The 17035-nt window shown below is 62.0% G+C and carries 19 protein-coding genes and 1 pseudogene; 9 read left to right on the forward strand and 11 right to left on the reverse strand.

Features of this window, described 5'->3' with window-relative positions; all coding sequences use genetic code 11:
- The first annotated feature begins 104 nt into the window (after positions 1–104).
- The 5 genes from AC07WT_RS25130 (at position 105) to AC07WT_RS25150 (ending at position 6831) form a co-directional block, all read left to right on the forward strand.
- The gene (locus tag AC07WT_RS25130; protein ID WP_494949015.1) at positions 105–1448 is read left to right on the forward strand and encodes an MFS transporter; all 1344 of its coding nucleotides are present in this window, start codon (positions 105–107) and stop codon (positions 1446–1448) included.
- An 89-nt stretch (positions 1449–1537) separates the two neighbouring features.
- Complete coding sequence (locus tag AC07WT_RS25135) at positions 1538–2080, forward strand: hypothetical protein (protein ID WP_494949016.1); 543 nt, start codon at positions 1538–1540, stop codon at positions 2078–2080.
- 80 nt (positions 2081–2160) lie between these two features.
- On the forward strand, positions 2161–3381 hold the full coding sequence (locus AC07WT_RS25140; RefSeq protein WP_494949017.1) for a porin: 1221 nt from the start codon (positions 2161–2163) through the stop codon (positions 3379–3381).
- Between the two features lie 409 nt (positions 3382–3790).
- On the forward strand, positions 3791–5977 hold the full coding sequence (locus AC07WT_RS25145; RefSeq protein ID WP_494949018.1) for a TonB-dependent siderophore receptor: 2187 nt from the start codon (positions 3791–3793) through the stop codon (positions 5975–5977).
- 35 nt (positions 5978–6012) lie between these two features.
- Entirely contained in the window at positions 6013–6831 is an 819-nt protein-coding gene (locus AC07WT_RS25150; protein ID WP_494949019.1) for a hypothetical protein, read from the forward strand.
- A 145-nt stretch (positions 6832–6976) separates the two neighbouring features.
- On the opposite strand, the gene AC07WT_RS25155 is transcribed toward AC07WT_RS25150, so the two are convergent.
- Positions 6977–7600: an ABC transporter ATP-binding protein gene (locus AC07WT_RS25155; RefSeq protein WP_494949020.1), complete on the reverse strand. Its 624-nt coding sequence runs from the start codon at positions 7598–7600 to the stop codon at positions 6977–6979.
- 145 nt (positions 7601–7745) lie between these two features.
- Positions 7746–7928, reverse strand: a pseudogene (locus tag AC07WT_RS25160) (metal-dependent hydrolase); the annotation flags it as partial.
- Between the two features lie 132 nt (positions 7929–8060).
- On the opposite strand from AC07WT_RS25160, the gene AC07WT_RS25165 reads away from it, so the two are divergent.
- Positions 8061–8414, forward strand: coding sequence for a DUF1428 domain-containing protein (locus tag AC07WT_RS25165; protein ID WP_494951039.1), 354 nt, complete (start codon positions 8061–8063; stop codon positions 8412–8414).
- 125 nt (positions 8415–8539) lie between these two features.
- Here the strand turns inward: AC07WT_RS25165 and AC07WT_RS25170 are convergent, their stop codons facing one another.
- Positions 8540–8701, reverse strand: a complete 162-nt coding sequence (locus AC07WT_RS25170) for a hypothetical protein (protein ID WP_492595791.1) — start codon at positions 8699–8701, stop codon at positions 8540–8542.
- 163 nt (positions 8702–8864) lie between these two features.
- Here AC07WT_RS25170 and AC07WT_RS25175 point away from each other — a divergent pair, with 163 nt between their 5' ends.
- The gene (locus AC07WT_RS25175) at positions 8865–9182 is read left to right on the forward strand and encodes a hypothetical protein (RefSeq protein ID WP_492595792.1); all 318 of its coding nucleotides are present in this window, start codon (positions 8865–8867) and stop codon (positions 9180–9182) included.
- Positions 9183–9220: 38 nt separating this feature from the next.
- Here AC07WT_RS25175 and AC07WT_RS25180 read toward each other — a convergent pair whose 3' ends face one another.
- Genes AC07WT_RS25180 through AC07WT_RS25190 form a run of 3 tightly spaced genes read right to left on the reverse strand, consistent with a single transcriptional unit; the run spans position 9221 to position 10824 of the window.
- Entirely contained in the window at positions 9221–10141 is a 921-nt protein-coding gene (locus AC07WT_RS25180) for an ATP adenylyltransferase family protein (protein ID WP_494949021.1), read from the reverse strand.
- 3 nt (positions 10142–10144) lie between these two features.
- Complete coding sequence (locus AC07WT_RS25185) at positions 10145–10381, reverse strand: pentapeptide repeat-containing protein (RefSeq protein ID WP_494949022.1); 237 nt, start codon at positions 10379–10381, stop codon at positions 10145–10147.
- The gene (locus tag AC07WT_RS25190; RefSeq protein ID WP_492595795.1) at positions 10339–10824 is read right to left on the reverse strand and encodes an adenosine-specific kinase; all 486 of its coding nucleotides are present in this window, start codon (positions 10822–10824) and stop codon (positions 10339–10341) included. Before AC07WT_RS25190 ends, AC07WT_RS25185 begins: the two co-directional genes overlap by 43 nt.
- Before the next feature lie 369 nt (positions 10825–11193).
- Between AC07WT_RS25190 and AC07WT_RS25195 the strand changes: the two genes are divergently transcribed.
- Together AC07WT_RS25195 and otsA are read left to right on the forward strand one after the other, a co-directional pair.
- A complete protein-coding gene (locus AC07WT_RS25195; RefSeq protein ID WP_492595796.1) occupies positions 11194–11358 on the forward strand; it encodes an FmdB family zinc ribbon protein in 165 nt (54 codons plus the stop codon).
- A gap of 284 nt (positions 11359–11642) precedes the next feature.
- A complete protein-coding gene (gene otsA / locus AC07WT_RS25200; protein WP_492595797.1) occupies positions 11643–13070 on the forward strand; it encodes an alpha,alpha-trehalose-phosphate synthase (UDP-forming) in 1428 nt (475 codons plus the stop codon).
- A gap of 39 nt (positions 13071–13109) precedes the next feature.
- Here the strand turns inward: otsA and AC07WT_RS25205 are convergent, their stop codons facing one another.
- The 5 genes from AC07WT_RS25205 to AC07WT_RS25225 form a co-directional block, all read right to left on the reverse strand.
- The gene (locus tag AC07WT_RS25205; RefSeq protein ID WP_492595798.1) at positions 13110–14255 is read right to left on the reverse strand and encodes an alpha-hydroxy acid oxidase; all 1146 of its coding nucleotides are present in this window, start codon (positions 14253–14255) and stop codon (positions 13110–13112) included.
- Positions 14256–14536: 281 nt separating this feature from the next.
- Positions 14537–15226 (reverse strand): response regulator transcription factor, encoded by a 690-nt coding sequence (locus tag AC07WT_RS25210; protein WP_494949023.1) that lies wholly within the window; start codon positions 15224–15226, stop codon positions 14537–14539.
- A gap of 18 nt (positions 15227–15244) precedes the next feature.
- On the reverse strand, positions 15245–16183 hold the full coding sequence (locus tag AC07WT_RS25215) for a S1C family serine protease (RefSeq protein WP_494949024.1): 939 nt from the start codon (positions 16181–16183) through the stop codon (positions 15245–15247).
- A 159-nt stretch (positions 16184–16342) separates the two neighbouring features.
- Positions 16343–16606 carry a hypothetical protein gene (locus tag AC07WT_RS25220; RefSeq protein ID WP_494949025.1) on the reverse strand — a complete coding sequence of 88 codons (264 nt, stop codon included), beginning with the start codon at positions 16604–16606 and terminating at the stop codon, positions 16343–16345.
- Positions 16607–16738: 132 nt separating this feature from the next.
- The gene (locus AC07WT_RS25225; protein WP_494949026.1) at positions 16739–16993 is read right to left on the reverse strand and encodes a hypothetical protein; all 255 of its coding nucleotides are present in this window, start codon (positions 16991–16993) and stop codon (positions 16739–16741) included.
- Positions 16994–17035: the final 42 nt, after the last annotated feature.

Below are 17035 nucleotides of genomic sequence, written 5' to 3' on the forward strand. Positions count from 1 at the left end.
GCATCCGTTTGGCGGCTCTTTTTATTTCGATACCTTTCGATACCAATAAGACCCTGGATTCGACAGAAATCCGGGGCGGGAAACTATTTTCTCCGGAGACACGCATGAAATCTGCAGACTCAGTCGACATCAAGGCGTTCATCGACGCACGAAAGATGTCGGCGTACCAGTGGCTCGTCCTCGTTCTATGTTTTCTGATCGTGATGATGGATGGGCTGGACACGGCCGTGATGGGTTTTGTGGCGCCTGTCATCATGCACGACTGGAACGTCAGCCGGGCCGCCTTCGGTCCTGTCATGAGCGCCGCCATGGTCGGACTGGCGATCGGCGCGCTGGCCGCCGGGCCGATCGCCGACCGCATCGGACGAAAGAAGGTGCTGATCGCTTCCGTGTTCTGCTTTGGCCTCTTCAGCCTGATCTGCGCCTATGCCGAGTCACCCATCCAGCTCGTCGCACTGCGCTTCCTGACGGGACTTGGATTGGGCGCCGCAATGCCGAACTCGACGACGCTTCTGTCCGAGTACGTCCCGTCGCGCAGCCGCTCCCTGCTGCTCACCATCATGTTCACCGGTTTCAATTTCGGTTCGGGCGCCGGCGGTTTCGTGGCGGCTTCGCTGATCCCGCACTTCGGCTGGCGCGCGGTGTTCATGTTCGGCGGCATCCTGCCGATCCTGAGCGTTCCGTTGCTGCTGTGGCTGTTGCCTGAGTCCGCGCGTCTGATGCTGGTGCGCAAGATGGCGGCCGAACGCATCGCGGCCACGCTGGGACGGGTATGCGGATACGCCTTTGGGCACGACACGCGATTCACCGCACCCGAGCCTGTGATCGCCGCGAAGGCGCCTGTGCGGATGCTGTTCGCGGACGGATACGCGCTCAGCACGCTGATGCTGTGGCTCACGTACTTCATGGGCCTTCTGATCATCTATCTGCTGACCGGCTGGCTGCCCACGCTGATCAAGGACGCGGGCTTGCCGGTCGAACGCGCCGCCGCGATTACCGGGATGTTCCAGCTGGGCGGGACGGTGGGAGCAGTTGCCGTCGGCTTTGCGATGGACCGGATGGATCGCAACGCGGTGATCGGCGCGGCGTATCTGCTTGGCGGCATGTTCATCTTTGCGCTGGGCATGGGGACGCTCAAGTCGAACCTGCTTCCGGTTCTCGTCACGTGTGCCGGGTTCTTCATGAGCGGCGCGCAGACCGGACTCAATGCACTCGCGCCGACCTGTTATCCGACCCGCGCCCGTGCAACCGGTGTGAGCTGGATGCTCGGGTTTGGCCGGCTCGGCGGCATTCTGGGTTCGCTAGTCGGCGGCGCGTTGCTGTCGCTGGGCTTCAGTTTCGCGACGGTCTTCTCCGTGCTCGCCGTGCCTGCCGTCATCGCGGCCGTGGCCATCGTCATGAATCGGCTTGCGCTGCGCTTCATTACCAGTCCCGTGGCCGATGCCTGAGCGGCTCTGCAGCAGCAGTCTTATGGCAGGAGACGGGGACTGTCGGCGTCACGACGCCCGTCATATGACGCGTTTCAAGGAGAGCAGACATGGGTGGCAATTTCAGCGTGAGCGGAACTGAGCTCAACAAACCTACGGCGTCCAGCGTGTCGGACTGGCCGAGCCGCAACGCGGTGATCCGTGCGGGGGTGATCGGCGGGCTGGTCGGCGCCGTGATCATCTGGATTTACGAAGCCCTGATCTGGGTCGGGGCGCAGCATCTGATGCCGTTGGTGGGTATTCCGCGCAATGCGACGGGTCTGGTGTTCGGCAAGCAGGTGCAGGAGTCGATCGGTATCTGGGCTTATGTGGTCGGCACGGGCATTCACTTCGTGTTCGCGATTGCGTGGGGCGTTCTGTTTGCGACGATCTGGCCTTACTTTCGCCGACGCGGCTACGAAGCGACGTTTGTGGCGTTGTTTTACGCGGTGCTGGCGTGGATCGTGATGCATGTGGCGATCATGATCGCCTCCGACAATCACCCCAATTATTACGATCCGGCCGTGATCATCGGCGGCTTCATGTCCCACTTCTTCTTCACCGTTCCGCTCGCCTTGACGGTGAAGCGAATGCTGCAGCCTCGGGGGGAATAGTACCGAGAACGCGATGCGCGTTTCGCAACACAGCTGAATAAAGAATTTCGACGACACGTAGAAGACTGGAGATCTGGAGAATGGATAAAAGGACCAAGCGAGTAGAGGCCGTGCTGTGTGGGGTCGCGATGGCGGCCTCGGTGCCCGCTTTCGCTCAGAGCAGCGTCACGTTGTACGGCATTGTCGATAACGGCATCGGCTATCAAAACAGTTCGACGAGCCTCGGTTCCACGAGCGGAGGAAAATCGGTCGTCAAGATGACGCCGGGCGTGTGGGCGGGCAGCCGTTTCGGCTTGAAAGGGGGCGAAGATCTGGGCGGCAACACGAAAGCGACTTTCCAGCTCGAGTCGGGCCTCAATTCGGCAACAGGCGCCCAGCAGTACGCCAACGCGATGTTTGGTCGCCAGGCGTGGGTCGGCGTGACTAACCCGGCGTACGGGACATTCACCGCGGGCCGGCAATACGCGTCGTATTACCAGATGCTGTCGCCCTATAGCCCGACGACGTGGATCACGGGCTTTTACGGCGCGCATCCTGGCGATATCGACGGCCTCGACACCATCTACCGGGCGAACAACACGCTGGAATATACGTCGCCGAAGCTCTATGGCCTGACGGTCAGCGGCTCGTATTCGTTGGGCGGTGTCGCGGGCAGCGTGAACCAGGGTTCGACATGGTCGACGGCTGTGCAGTATGCGATGGGTCCGGTCGGCTTTGCAGTCGGCTTCTCGCGGATCAACAACTCGACGGCGGGCGGCGGCGCGTGGGGTGCGGATTCGACGACCACGAACGGCGGCAGCCAGATCGGCGTATCCGCGCTGACGAATGGCTATCAGACCGCGCGGGCACAGCAGCGCTTTGCGGTCGGTGCCGGCTATACCTTCAACAGCGCATGGGATGTGACGGCCACCTACTCGAACGTTCAGTACCTTCCGGGCAGCGGCTCCAAGTTCCACGACACGGCGATCTTCAATACCGGCGGCGCCGTACTGCACTGGAAGCCGCTTACCACCTGGGATTTCGGCGCGGGCTATAGCTATACGCGCGCCACGCGTGCGAACGGCATCCAGAGTAATGCGCAGTACCAGCAGTTCAATCTCTCTGAGTATTACTCCTTGTCGAAGCGCACGGGTCTTTACGCGCTGGAGGCTTATCAGAGGGCGAACGGCAAGACGCTGGGAACGAACGGCGCCGGGCAAATCATCAATGCGACGGCGACGATCGGCGACGGCTTCAATACGGCGCCATCGTCGTCGGCCAGCCAGTTTGCGTTCGGTGTGGGCATCGTTCACCGGTTCTGATCCGCGGCTGACGCGGCAGTCATTCCGCCCTTTTTCCGCTTCATCGCTGCGCCGCCTGTTTCGGGTGGTGTAGCGTGATGCATTGTGAACGGCAACATCGCCGCGGCGTCAAATGCAGTCCGTCGCATGCGGGATCGCACTCGTTACAGTCAGCCGATTTCGCGACCGTATTTCGCGCATACCGCTCGAACTGCTTTGAGAGCACCGGTCGACAGGAAATCACTCGCCGGTTCACTCGCCGGTGCGACCCGCACGTCTTGTCTTTCCCGCCATTTCATTGCCCTTGAACTCCGCCAACATTTACGTTATAAATGCGAATGATTCGTATTTATAATTGAAAGATAAAACAACAGGGTGTTTCGACATGCACGAAACATCCCTTCGCGGGGAAGTCATGCAGCGTGGTGAATTGAACAGAATCAAAGGCCGATTCTGGACGTCGAAGGAATTTCGATCGTTGGCAGCAGTGGGGCTCATTGGGGTTGGATGTCCTGTCGCGACATACGGGCAGGCTGGCGGCACCAGCGCAACGGAGGCGGCTCAAGCCGACGCGGAGTCGAGCGCAGAGCAGGGCGCACAGCGGGGCGCACAGCAACTCGCACCCGTTCGCGTAACCGCAAGCAAGGATCGCAGCGGCTATGCGCCCGCCACGGTCGAGACAGGGCCGTATCGCGGCCTCGATGCGCTCGATGTTCCCGCTACGGTCAATGTCGTGACGCGCGAAGTGATGGATGAACAGGGCGATACCGGACTCTACGACGCGCTGCGCAACGTGGCGGGCGTGACCCGGCAACAACTCAACGGCCTCGCGTACGATAACCTGGCAATCCGGGGCATCGCGCTCGACAATCGTTCGAGCTACTACCTGAACGGCGTCCTGCCGATCGACAACAACATCTGGATGCCGATGCAGGACAAGGAGCGCGTCGAAGTGCTCAAGGGCGCATCCGCCCTGTATTACGGTTTCGCTGTGCCGGCCGGCATCGTCAACATGGTCATGAAGCGCGCGGGCAGCGAGCCGGTGACGAGCGTCTCCCTGCTGGGCGATACCAACGGCTCGATCGGCGTGCATGCCGACATCGCGCGCCGTTTCGGACCTGACAATCAGTTCGGCATTCGCGTCAACGCGATGGACGAGCACGTGGAAACGCCGATCGACGGCGATCGTGGCTATCGCAAGTTCGCGAGCGTCGCGCTCGACTGGCAGGCGACTCGCAAACTGTCGTTCAAATATGACCTGGAGCATATCGAGCAACGTGTGGTCGAGCAGGCGGGCATTACGCCGCTCGCCGCGAAAAACGGCGTCATCAGCCTGCCTGCACTGCCCGATGCCACCCGCCTGTTCTCGCCGAACGACAAACCGACCACCGCCACCGCGACGAGCCAGATCCTGCGTGCCGACTATCTGTTCTCCGAAAACTGGAGCGCGAGCTTCACCGTCGGCCAGTCGATTACCCGTCGCGACCGCTGGCTGTGGGTCTTCCAGAAGTACAACGTCAACACGGGTGCGGGCACACTGCAGGGCAGCAAGCAGAACGGCCAGATGTACGAGAACAAGAACGTGCGTTTCGAAGTGAACGGGCTCTTCAAGACAGGCTCGATCGGCCATGACGTGACCTTCGGCGCGGTCGACAACTGGCTTTTCCAGCCGGACTTCACGACCTATTACTACACGGCGAGCCAGAATCTCTACAACCCGGTCAGCATCACCTCGCTGACTGCCGGGGGCTCGAAGCAGTTCTATGCGCAGCACGTCAACAATCGCGGCGTGTACGTGTTCGATCGAATCGAACTGACGCCGAAATGGCAGTTCGTCGCCGGCTTGCGACGCTCGGAGTATCGAAGCACGCAAGCGGGTGCGGCGACCTATGACGTGAGCAAGACCACGCCGTCGGCCAGCCTCGTCTTCAAGGTGACGCCGCAGACCAGCGTGTACGCGAGTTATATCGAAGGGCTCGAGTCGAGCGGCGCTGCGCCGGCGACAGCATCGAACGCCTATCAGGTGCTGCCGGCCGCCGTCAGCCGTCAGGAGGAAATCGGCATCCGGCATCGCTTCGGTAACAACACCCTGGCGTCGGTGGCGCTGTTCAACCTGCGTCAGCCATCGGCCGGAACTAATGCCGACAACGTGTATGCGCTCAATGGCAACGCCCGTTATCGAGGGCTGGAGTTCTCGCTTCAGGGCGATTTGACCCGGGACATTGCGGTGGTCGCGACCGGCATGCTGCTCGATGCACGCGTTGTCGATTCGTCGGATACGTCGCTGATCGGCAAAACGCCGGAAAACACGCCGCATGTGACGGGCAGCCTGTTCGCTACCTATCGTGTTCCGCAGATCGCCGGATTGTCGTTCAACGGCGGGGTGTACTACGTCGGGCCGCGTCCGGTGAACGACGCCAATCAGGCGACCATTGGCGGCTACACGCTGATTTCGGCGGGCGCACGCTATTCGACGCGTCTCTTCGGCAAGCGGGCCACCTTCCAGGCCAATCTCGAGAACGCGGCCAACAGGCATTACTGGAGCGCGGCGGGTTCGAGTCAGCTTGCCGTCGGGCTGGAGCGCACGCTTGCGCTGACTTCGACGTTCGAATTCTGACCGGCTTCATCGCATCACTTCACAGGATCGCTTTCATGGCTGATTTGAGCTTTACGCATTGCCGTTCTGCCGTACGTGGTTTTGTCAAAGTGCGACTCCGCCGGCTCGTCTTGCTGGGCACGCTTGCCGGCACGTTGTGCGTGCCCATTGCGCGCGCACAGCAACAGGAGGCCCAGGCAATCGCAGCGAAGCAGGTTCTGTATGTCACCCGTCTCCAGCATCGGGACAGGGTGATCGACGACAAGGTGCGGGCCTATCTCGAGAAGCGCGGGATGAGTGTGACGATGGTCGATGAGACCACGCCGTCGAGCGCGGCTCTCGGTAAAGATCTGGTGATCATTTCGTCGGTGGTCAGTGCGCGCAACATGGCGGGCACCACGTACAAGGACGTTACCGTGCCGTTGCTCACCTGGGAGGCCGATCTCTTCGATTCGCTGCGCTTTACCGGTGCGAAGAAAGGCGAGGACTTCGGCGAGGTCGAAAAGGAACATTACATCAATGTGGTGAACGCACCGAGTCCGCTTGCGGGCGGGTTGCCAGCGGGAAAGCGCTGGGTCTATCCGCGCGATGACGAAATGGGCTGGGGTAAACCGGCGCCGGGCGCGACCGTCATCGCGACGATTCCAGGCGAGCCGCAACACGCGGTGGTGTTTGCCTACGAAAAGGGCGCAACGATGGACTATGACTTCATCGCGCCGGCACGGCGAGTGGCGCTGTTTCTGGGTAACCGTACTTTCGAAAAGCTCAGTCCCGACGGCACGGCCCTGTTTGACGCTGCGATCAACTGGGCCATCGCGAGTGATGGAGCCGCTGCCGGACAACACCGGGCGGATAAAAATGCCGCGCTCGAGTAAGGTGGCGCATTGGCGCGTGAGCCAATCCGGCCGCTAGCCGACAGGTGACCGGATCGTGCCGAGCCTCTTTACCCATGATCCATGACCCAGGACGGCGGCGCGCAGTAGCTTCGCGTCAGTGTCGCAGCGGTGTTGCAGTTGCGTGTTAAACGCTCATGCCGAGATCGGCGAAACTGATCGTTTGCGCGTTGCACGCTTGCAGCAGCGCCGTGTCATAGCTCGAGAAAAAGACCGTGCGGTCTTCGGCCAGCGTTTTGAACCAGTCGATCAGCACAGCGCGCGCGGCGGCGTCGAGCCCGCCGGCCGGCTCATCCGCGATGATGACGGCGGGCCTGCCGAGCGCGGTCGCCGTCAGGAACATTTTCTTCCGGGTGCCGAACGACATCTGCTCGAAGCGTTTCTCGAGATGTGGCGCGAGCCCGAAGCGGTGCGCGAGGTCGAGCGTGCGGCTGTCGACTATCGTTTGTCTGGTCGACGCTACCTGGTCGAGAAACGCGCGGCCGGTTTGCAGCGGATACGCGATGCAGTCGTCGGGTATAGACGCGAGTGTCGATTTAGCCTCGAGCGGCGCTGTACGCAGCGAATGGCCGCCTAGCCACACCTCGCCTTCGTCGGCCTCGATCGTACCTGCGAGGATGCCGAGCAAGGTGGACTTGCCGCTGCCGGATTCATCGTTGAGCGCCACGCATCCTGCGCCGGTGCTGTAACGCAGTCCCTGAAAAATGATGTGTTCGCCGTAGCGTTTGCAAAGATTCTCGAATCGAAGCATGAATTGCGGAGTTTGTCTGACGAAAATTGGCCGCGCAAGCGGCGCTCCAGATCATGCCAGACAGCGCGTGTTTCGGCGAGCGTCTCACATTGGCGGCGGCTTTACCGCGCCGCAGACACGCGGTCATGGTCCTGATTTCGCCGCATCAACCCGCATCACGCACCCAGTTGCCTCCGTGCGCCGCGGCCTGCGCAGCGGGCGAGGCCGCAAGATAGGCGAGCGCCTGCTCGATGGAACCTTCGTGATGCGGCGTGTAGCGCGGATTGAAATGGCGCAGCGCCGCCGCGATCATATTCTGGAACGACGGCAGGCAGCCGCGCTGTACGCCGGCGCGCCAGGATCGTGTCGATTTCGCGGCGTGTCGTTCGTCGTGTTTATGGGGGCGCGGTGCGGCGACGCTGGTCTGAACGTCGCCGCTTTCCGTCCCCTATTTGATTGTCAACCCGAAAGGAGCGCGTTCATGACTTACGTCGATGGATTTGTCGTGCCGGTAGCCACGGTCGACCGTGAAAAATACAGAAAACAGGCTGAAATGGCCGCGGGCGTCTTCAAGGAGAACGGCGCGTTGCAGGTGGTCGAGTGCTGGGGAGATGACGTCCCGGAGGGCAAGCTGACGTCGTTTCCGATGGCGGTCAAACGCAAGGACGACGAAACGGTGGTGTTTTCCTGGGTTGTCTGGCCGTCGCGTCAGGTGCGGGATGATGGCATGAAAAAGGTGATGGCGGATCCGCGGCTGCAGCCGGAGGTGAATCCGATGCCTTTCGACGGCAAGCGGCTGATCTACGGTGGCTTCGAAGTCATCGTGGATGTGTGAGTCGAAATCTCAGCGCAGGCCGGGGTAGCGTGCAAGCGCCATTCTCTATTTAGAGCAGTCGATTACGTTCTCGAGAAATAGCGCCGACGCACCCCGGCACTTCCGAAAATCATCTGTCGTGCCATTCAGTGTTTATGGCGCATCCACCAGTCTTTGATCTGATGCGTGTCCAGCCAACGGGCAGCCGGCTGGTCCTTGTGTTCCCGCCTGTAGCGGGCCGCGACAAATACCACGACGCACAGCAGCACCGCGAGTCCCACTACAAAACTGATCATTGACTCAGTCATGGCAACCTCCTTTGAGGTCAGAACCATGCCTGTATTTTAGGTGACCGGAGAAATAGCGACAGCATTCGCCGATATCTGCGCCGGAGCCGCTGCGCAGAGCGATAGTTGAGGTCCGCCGACCACGGAGATACACTCAAACCGAATCAAATTCTGGAGCGATGCCATGGCCGACGCTACTCCCCAAAGCACCTTTCGCGGTCTTCCCTTGACTCCGGAGCAAGACGCGGAAGTCAGACACTACATAAAAATGAAAAAACGGCATGGCGCGCCGTGGGACACGCCGGAGTTGGCGGCCATGCTTCGGGACATGCTGGAACCTCCGAGCGACGACGACGGAGAATTCGACCCCACCGTCGATGAAGAGACGGCGGCGACAGAACGCGCGACTGCTTTCATCGACGATGACATGGACCCCATCGAGGCCGGCGAGGAGCTGAATGCCGCGAAGGAAGCCGAAAGCATGAAGGGCCCCAAGCGTTGAAACGCAGACGGTGCGGATATTGCAGATACGGCCTATCCCTATCGCTCCAGGACGGCAGGGAGCGCGACTCGCTGCAGCACGGTCATCGGACCGAGATTCCTGATGATTTGCATCTGTGCCGCGTCGCGCACGAAGAGCGATCCCGCGAACCCCAGCGCATTCACCGAAATTCCCTCGACGCATTCCGAAGACCTCGGCACGAGCAGCATCCATCGGGGGGCGACCAGCAGGTTATACGGCGCCGGGTGATGCAGTTCGCCATTTGCTTCGATTGCTCGCAGGCCGGCGGCTTCGAGCAACGCGTGGTAGCAATCCAAAGCCGCGTGTGCTGCATGCCGCGAGGCCGCAGGAGCCAGTTCCAGCTGGGCGAACGCGTGCCGAAAAGCCAGGCCTGGAATCGTGCCGATCGGACCTTCCATGCGCGCGGCCGCGAGCGCGGACTCGATGGGCAGCGGCGGACCTGATTCGCCGAGCGGCAACGGCACGATCTGCAGATGCTTGTGGGGCTGACTTGCGCCGGCGTCCGTGCCGCCGTTGTAGAAGCCCAGGCCGTCGAACTCGGCCATGCAGGCGATCAATGCGGCAAAGTCCGCGAGATCGAGCAGCGTTTCCTGCGACGTAAAGCTCCGGGTGACGATCAGGAGATGATGGTCGATGACGTTGAACTTGTTGAGCAAGGCGACGTGGGTGTCCGAAATATCGGCCACGAAGAGGTCCGGGTCATAAGGCAGGAACGGATTGACCGCGCGGCGCGCGCTGGCATCGGCTTCAGGCGCTTGCCGGGCTGCCTCCTTGCGAGCGAGGCTCGAGACCTGGCGGACAAGGAAACGTATGCCGCATTCTTCGATCAGGGTCTGGGTGGTCCCGATCGGCCGCAGTGCACCACGACGCAGCGCATGCTCGGTCTGACGCAGAATGGCCGGCCACAGGGTGCCGGGCTGGAGAGGCAGATGTTCCATTGGTCAACCAGACCGGCGCGCATGCTGCAAGCGCGCATTTTGCCAACGTGCAACTCGCCAACACGCGTATCGCAAACGCGCACGTCGCAAACGCGCACGTCGCAAACGCGCGTATCGCCAACGCGCACGTCGCAAACGCGCACGTCGCAAACGCGCGTATCGCCAACGCGCATGTCGCCAAAAGAGAGCGACCGAAGCTACGCTTTGTAACCGATCGCACGCAACAGATTCTTGCGCCACTGAACGTCCTCTTCATTCTCCACGCCAAGCGGCGGATAGCCGTCGACCACGCCCAGGATAGCGCGTCCCAGGTCTGTCTCGGCAACCAGAATCTGTGTGGGATTCGATGTCGCGCAGAAGATCCGGCATACCTCCGGCACGGTCTTTATCGCATTCAGAACGTTGACCGGGTAAAAGCCATCGCCGAGAAAGATCATGAAGCAGTGGCCTGCCGCGATGGCCATCGCATTCTGGCACGCCAACTCGATCAGGTCGGCGTCCGTGCCGGACTGGCGCACGAGTCGCTTACCCGACGCTTCGCAAAAGGCCAAGCCGAACTTGATGCCCGGAACGGTGCCGACCATCACTTCGTGCAGATCCTCGACAGACTTGATGAAGTGGCTTTGTCCCAGGATGAAGTTCGTCGCTTCGGGTTTGACGATTGTTACCGTAAGCAGATGCATATCGGACCTCGCTCTGTAGTACCAGAAACACCGGAGGAGAGGCTGCTTTCGTCAGCGGATGTCAATTCGTCGGCTTGCGCCCGACGGCGACGGCCTTTCTTCGTTAATCAAGCGTAGTACAAACCGCCGTCAGCGGAAGCACCGGTCCGCTGATAGCGCGGCAATGTGACATCGCGTGTCCGTAGGCGGCGCGCGTTGCGGGCGTGCCGTTGCGGTCGTGGCCGCAGTCGCAGTCGCAGCCGGTTAGTGTCGGGCGAGATGAGGCGCATGGCGGCGCATTTCCTGCACTAGAATGGATTGTCACAGTACCGGACCGTGCCGACGACGCATAGATGGCCGGCACAGGTGGATTCATGTTGGAGGAACGCAATGCCGACGTACCAATATCGTTGCGAGAAGTGTGGCGAGTTGTTCGAGCACGCGGAACATCTCGCTGAACACGCGGATGCCCATCCGCGTTGCCCGAAGTGCGGAAGCGAGGCGTGTCAGCATGTCCCGACACCGTTTGTCGCCATGACCTCGAAAAAGAGCTGAGTTTTACCCGCTTCAGCGGCGCTGCTCTATTTTTCGCGCATGAAGTAGGCAGGCGAAGCACAGGCGTGAGCATGTGTTAACGACATAGTAAACTGGCGCATCAGAACGTGTCCCTTGTCCGGCATGGCTGGCCACGCCGCAAGTTCGAGGCTTCATGAACGCGCGGCCCCCGCTGCGCCGGCTTCAGTAAAAACCGCGTACGTTCGCCGTGCGCCGGCAGGGGAGGTCATGTCCCCTTTGCCGCGCCGGATATCGCAATGTGAACGCAACAGCACAAGGACCTCATGAGTCGTCTAGTCGTCGTTTCCAATCGCACTGCCGATCCTCGCAAGCCTGCCGCCGGCGGACTCGCTGTAGCGTTACGCGAAAGCCTGCAACAGACAGGCGGGCTCTGGTTCGGCTGGAGCGGCAAGATCCGGGAAGCAGCGGATGCCGCACAACCCGGTCAAGCTGACGTTCACATCCAGACGGCCGGCAACGTCACGCTTGCGACACTCGATCTGAGCCGGGAGGATCACGACACGTATTACCTGGGTTACGCCAACGATGTCTTGTGGCCGGTATTCCACTACCGGCTGGACCTGGCCAATTTCGACACGCGCTTCGCGGCGGGCTATCGCAGGGTCAACCAGTTATTCGCGCACAAGCTGCTGCCGCTGTTGAAGCCCGACGATCTCATCTGGGTTCACGATTATCAGTTGATCCCGCTCGCGGCCGAGTTGCGCGCCATGGGATGTATCAATCGCATCGGCTTCTTCCTGCATATTCCGATGCCGCCGCCGCTGATCATGGCGGCGATTCCGGAACACGAATGGCTGATGCGCTCGCTGTTTGCATACGATCTGGTGGGCTTCCAGAGCGAAGCCGACCTGACGCATTTTTCTCACTACGTCGAATCGGAAGCGCAGGCGCAACGGTTGAGTCCGGATCGCCTCCAGGCGTTCAATCGAACGCTGCGGGTCGGAGCGTATCCCATCGGCATCGACGTCGACGAGTTCATTCGTCTTGCCGATTCGAAGGAAGGGCGCGACATGTTCGTCCGGATGCGCGACGAATATTCGCGGCGGCGTTTGCTGGTGGGCGTCGACCGGTTGGATTACTCAAAGGGCCTGCCGCAGCGCATCCACGCATTCCGCGAGCTGCTGACCTACTACCCGGAAAACCGCGATAGCGCGACGCTGATCCAGATCGCTTCGCCTAGCCGCGAGGACGTCGGCGCTTACGACGATCTGCGGCGTCAGATGGATAGCCTGTGCGGCGCAATCAACGGCGACTTCGGTGAACTGGACTGGATGCCGCTGCGCTACATTCATCGCAACGTGGCCCGTAAGCGTCTGCCGGGCCTCTATCGCGCGAGCCGGGTCGCGCTCGTCACGCCGTTGCGCGACGGCATGAATCTGGTCGCGAAGGAATTCATCGCCGCACAAGATTCCGCCGACCCGGGCATGCTGGTGCTTTCGCGGTTTGCCGGCGCCGCGGAGCAATTGAAGGAAGCACTGCTGGTCAACCCCTACGACACGCAGGGTACGGCGCATGCCATTCAACGCGCGCTGACGATGTCGCTCGACGAGCGGATCAACCGGCATGAAGCGCTGCTGCGCCGGATCCGCAAGTTCGATGTGCACTGGTGGAGTTCGACGTTTCTGCAAGCGCTGGAAGATTGCGCCCCGAAAGAAGCGGCGGTTAAGGACATGAGCCGGACATCTGGCTGAACGCCGTGCACGCGCGAGGCGTCGTGCACGGCGCCGCGGTCAACGTCGTTCAGGAAGAATGATTCGTTCGTCTACCTGACGGATATCGTTATGGCCGCAAAAGGCCATCGTGATGTCCAGTTCCTTGTGGATGATCTTCAGGCACTGCTCGACACCCGCCTCGCCCATTGCACCCAGGCCGTAAAGGAAGCTGCGGCCGATCAGCGTGCCCTTGGCGCCGAGCGCAATGGCTTTCAGCACGTCCTGTCCGCTGCGGATGCCGCCGTCCATCCACACTTCGATGCGCGAACCGACCTCGCGTGCGATCTCGGGGAGCACCGAGATCGAAGAGGGCGCTCCGTCGAGTTGACGGCCGCCATGGTTGGAGACGATCAGTGCGTCGGCGCCGCTGTCGGCGGCAAGGCGTGCATCTTCGACATCCATGATGCCTTTCAGAATGAGTTTGCCGCCCCATTGCTTCTTGACCCACTCGACGTCTGCCCAGCTCAGCGCCGGATCGAACTGCTCGGCCGTCCACGAGCTCAGGGACGACAGATCGCCCACTCCCTTCGCATGACCGACGATGTTGCCGAACGTACGCCGCCGGGTGCCGAGCATGCCGAGGCACCAGCGCGGCCGGGTCGCCAGATTGACGAGGTTCGCGGGAGTCAGTTTGGGCGGCGCCGACAGCCCGTTCTTGATGTCCTTGTGGCGTTGGCCGAGGATCTGCAGATCCAGCGTCAGCATCAGCGCGCTGCACCGTGCCGCGCGAGCCCGCTCGATCAGACGCACGATGAAATCGCGGTCGCGCATCATATAAAGCTGGAACCAGAATGGCTGGGTGGTTCCGGCAGCCACGTCCTCGATCGAGCAGATGCTCATGGTCGACAAGGTGAACGGAACGCCGAACTTCTCAGCCGCGCGCGCAGCGAGAATTTCTCCGTCGGCATGTTGCATGCCGGTCAAACCGGTCGGCGCGAGCGCCACGGGCATGGCGACCGCCTGACCCGCCATTTCCGTGCGCGTGCTGCGCCCGGCCATGTTGACCGCCACTCGCTGACGCAGCTTCAGGAGCTGGAAGTCGCTTTCATTCGCGCGGTAGGTGCTCTCGGTCCACGAGCCGCTGTCGGCGTAGTCGTAGAACATGCGCGGCACGCGCCGTTGAGCAAGCACGCGTAAATCTTCAATGCAGGTAATGGCAGGCACGGTTTCTCTCAGCGCGGGGAAGAACGACGAGTGTACGTGCTCGATACGCTTGCCGGGTATTCAGGGAATTCCTGGGAAAGTTCAAACCCGCGCCTTGGCCCCATGCCGCCATACAGGACAGTGCACCGCACACCGCACACCGCACACCGCCAATCCGCATCGAGCGCTTCGCCTGTTCATCCAGACGTGAGCGCTCGAATTCGATCCTTTTCTCTTCCTTGCCAGCCTGTGCGGCGGCGTGATCAACGCGATCGCGGGCGGCGGTAGTTTCATCACGTTGCCTACAACATGACGAAGCCGTGCCGCATGCCGAGCATCACCGCTTCGGTGCGGTTGGTCGCGCCCAGCTTGCCGAAAAGAGAGGCAAGGTGGAATTTCACGGTGTTGTCCGAGATGTCGAGCTGGCGCGCGATTTCCTTATTGCCGAGCCCTTCGGCAAGCATCGTGAGTACTTCGATTTCGCGCGGCGTCAGGGTTTCGACCGGCGTGCCGGTCGCCGTCTGCCGCGGCGGCGTCCGGCCGGCCAGCCATCGCCCGAGGATCTCCGGCGAGAGTACGTAGAGGCCCGCGGCCACCGCTTCGATGGATGCGACGATTTCGCCAGGCATCGCGTCCCGCGGCAGGACCGCCGTCGCGTCGCCGGGCAACGCATCGAGGATCCATTCGCTGTCGGCCTCGTCGGTCAACATGACGAGCGCCGATGGGGTGTGCCCGATCTCGAAGCCGGCTTTGGGCGCGTCGCTCGCCTCCGGTTCCCCGTCGATCACGATCACATCCGGGACCGAACCGGCAAGACAGTCGGCGAGCGTGCGGGCGTCGGCTGCGCTACCCGCGAATCTGAGCGCCGGACTCGCCTCGACAAGCGCTTGCAGGCTCGCGCGCGCCTGCGGCGAATCAGCGATGATCGCAACCCGGACCGGGCTCCCCAACTGTGCCGCTTGTGCCGTCTGTGCCATCTGTCCACCCGACATTTGAGCGCGTCCTGGGCTTCACCGCCACGAATCCCGTTGCGGGCGCTCACCCACGGTTAGCGAACATTCTGCGCGTTCCCCGCCCCGGATCAGCGCGATCTTCAGCGGCTGTCCAATGCTCGCGGCGCCGAGCACGGTGTGCACGTCGTCGATATCGCGGCAAGGCTTGCCGTCCAGTTCGATCAGCACATCGCCGAGGAGCACGCCCGCCTGCTCCGCGGGACCGCCCGGCGCGAGCGAATTGACCAGCAAACCATGCCTCGCGGACAGGTTCATTTTCTCGATCCACGCCTCCAACAGGTCCACCGGCTGCGTGCCGACGCCGAGGTAGCCCCGGGAGACGCGCCCTTTAGCCAGCAGTTCCTCGGCGACGCGCTCTACGGTCATCGCGGGGATCACCATGCCGGCGCCACGCACGAGCCCCGATGTGCAAATACCCATGACCTGTCCGCTCGCATCCGCGAGGGCTGCGCCGGAGAAACCCGGGTGCAGGCCGCCGTCGAGCCGCACGAACGCATCGAGCTGGCCGCCTCGCCAGGTGCGCCAGGGGCCGCCTGCGTTGCCGATCACGCCAAAATCGGCGCTGGCGCCGAATCCGTCGCCCCGCGCCACCGCGAGTACAAAATGGCCGGCCTTGAGCGAGCGGGCATCGCCGGATTCGACCGGGTCCAGATCTACGCCGTCCAGTTTCAGCACGGCTACGTCGGTGCCGGTATCCCGGCCCGCGAGGACGGCTGCGACAGTTCGGCCGTCGGGCAGCGTAACCTCGATCCCCTCCGTGCGTCTGAGCGTGTGTGCAGCCGTGACGACGACGCCATGCCGCCAGATTACCCCGCTTGATGCAACGCGATGCCGGCCGTGCACCGCGACGACGCCTTGTCCGACTCGTTCGACGATTCGCGCCAGATTGTCGGACAGATCCTGCAACGGGTTACCGCTGGATGTTGAGGTTTCCATGTGATTTCTCCTGCCTTCGCCTGTCATTTGCGACGCGATTCACGCGTGCCTCATCCCGCCTGTTGCGCGCAAATCCCGTGCGCGCGAATGGCGGCGAACGAACTCAGAATGACAGAACGACGATGGGAGTACACCACCCGAACGGGTAGGCGGCTGCGCCTATTCCGGTTCCGGCAGAGATCGCGGCGATCGGGAGCCGGGCGGCAACCATGGCTGCCAGGCGCGCATGAGGTCTGCCCATAGTGAGAACGGTGGCGCGATTGGAAACAGACTCGCGGCGACGAGCCATCGCGCTGCCGCGTCGAATGAGGGTGTCGCGGTGATGTGAATGGTGATGGCCTCGGCATGTTGCTCCGGGACCGTGCGCCGCGAGATCTCTACATCGACCGTCGGCAGGTGAGCAGTCAATTTCGTTTGATCCATGTTTAACCTCACGTTGACGCGTCAGCCAGCAAACACGGCATCCGTCGGCTTCCGCCCCCGGGCAGGACAGGCTGCATTGCGCCGTCCCGAACCGCGCGAACCGTCAATGCGACGAATTGATGACTCACGACACTACCGACGTCCGCTGCGGCCCCACACGTAGCGCACCCAACGCTGCCACCGGCTCTGTGGCGGAGCGGGCGACTTGTGCGCAGCCTGTGCTTCCCGGTCGCGCTCGACGCTTTTCTGCACCTGTTCGTGGATCTGGCGCAACGTCATGCCGCCTGGGCCTTTCAATTTATCGGGGTCGGGATCGTCCGTCATGGGATAGCGGATTGCTGACGAGGTGACTTGATCTTGATACACATGGGGAGTCATGGCAAGCATGCGCGAGCCGACAACCGGACTGCTACTATGAAGAAGAACAGT

The sequence above is a fragment of the Paraburkholderia sp. GW821-FHT02A12 genome (assembly GCF_059422005.1).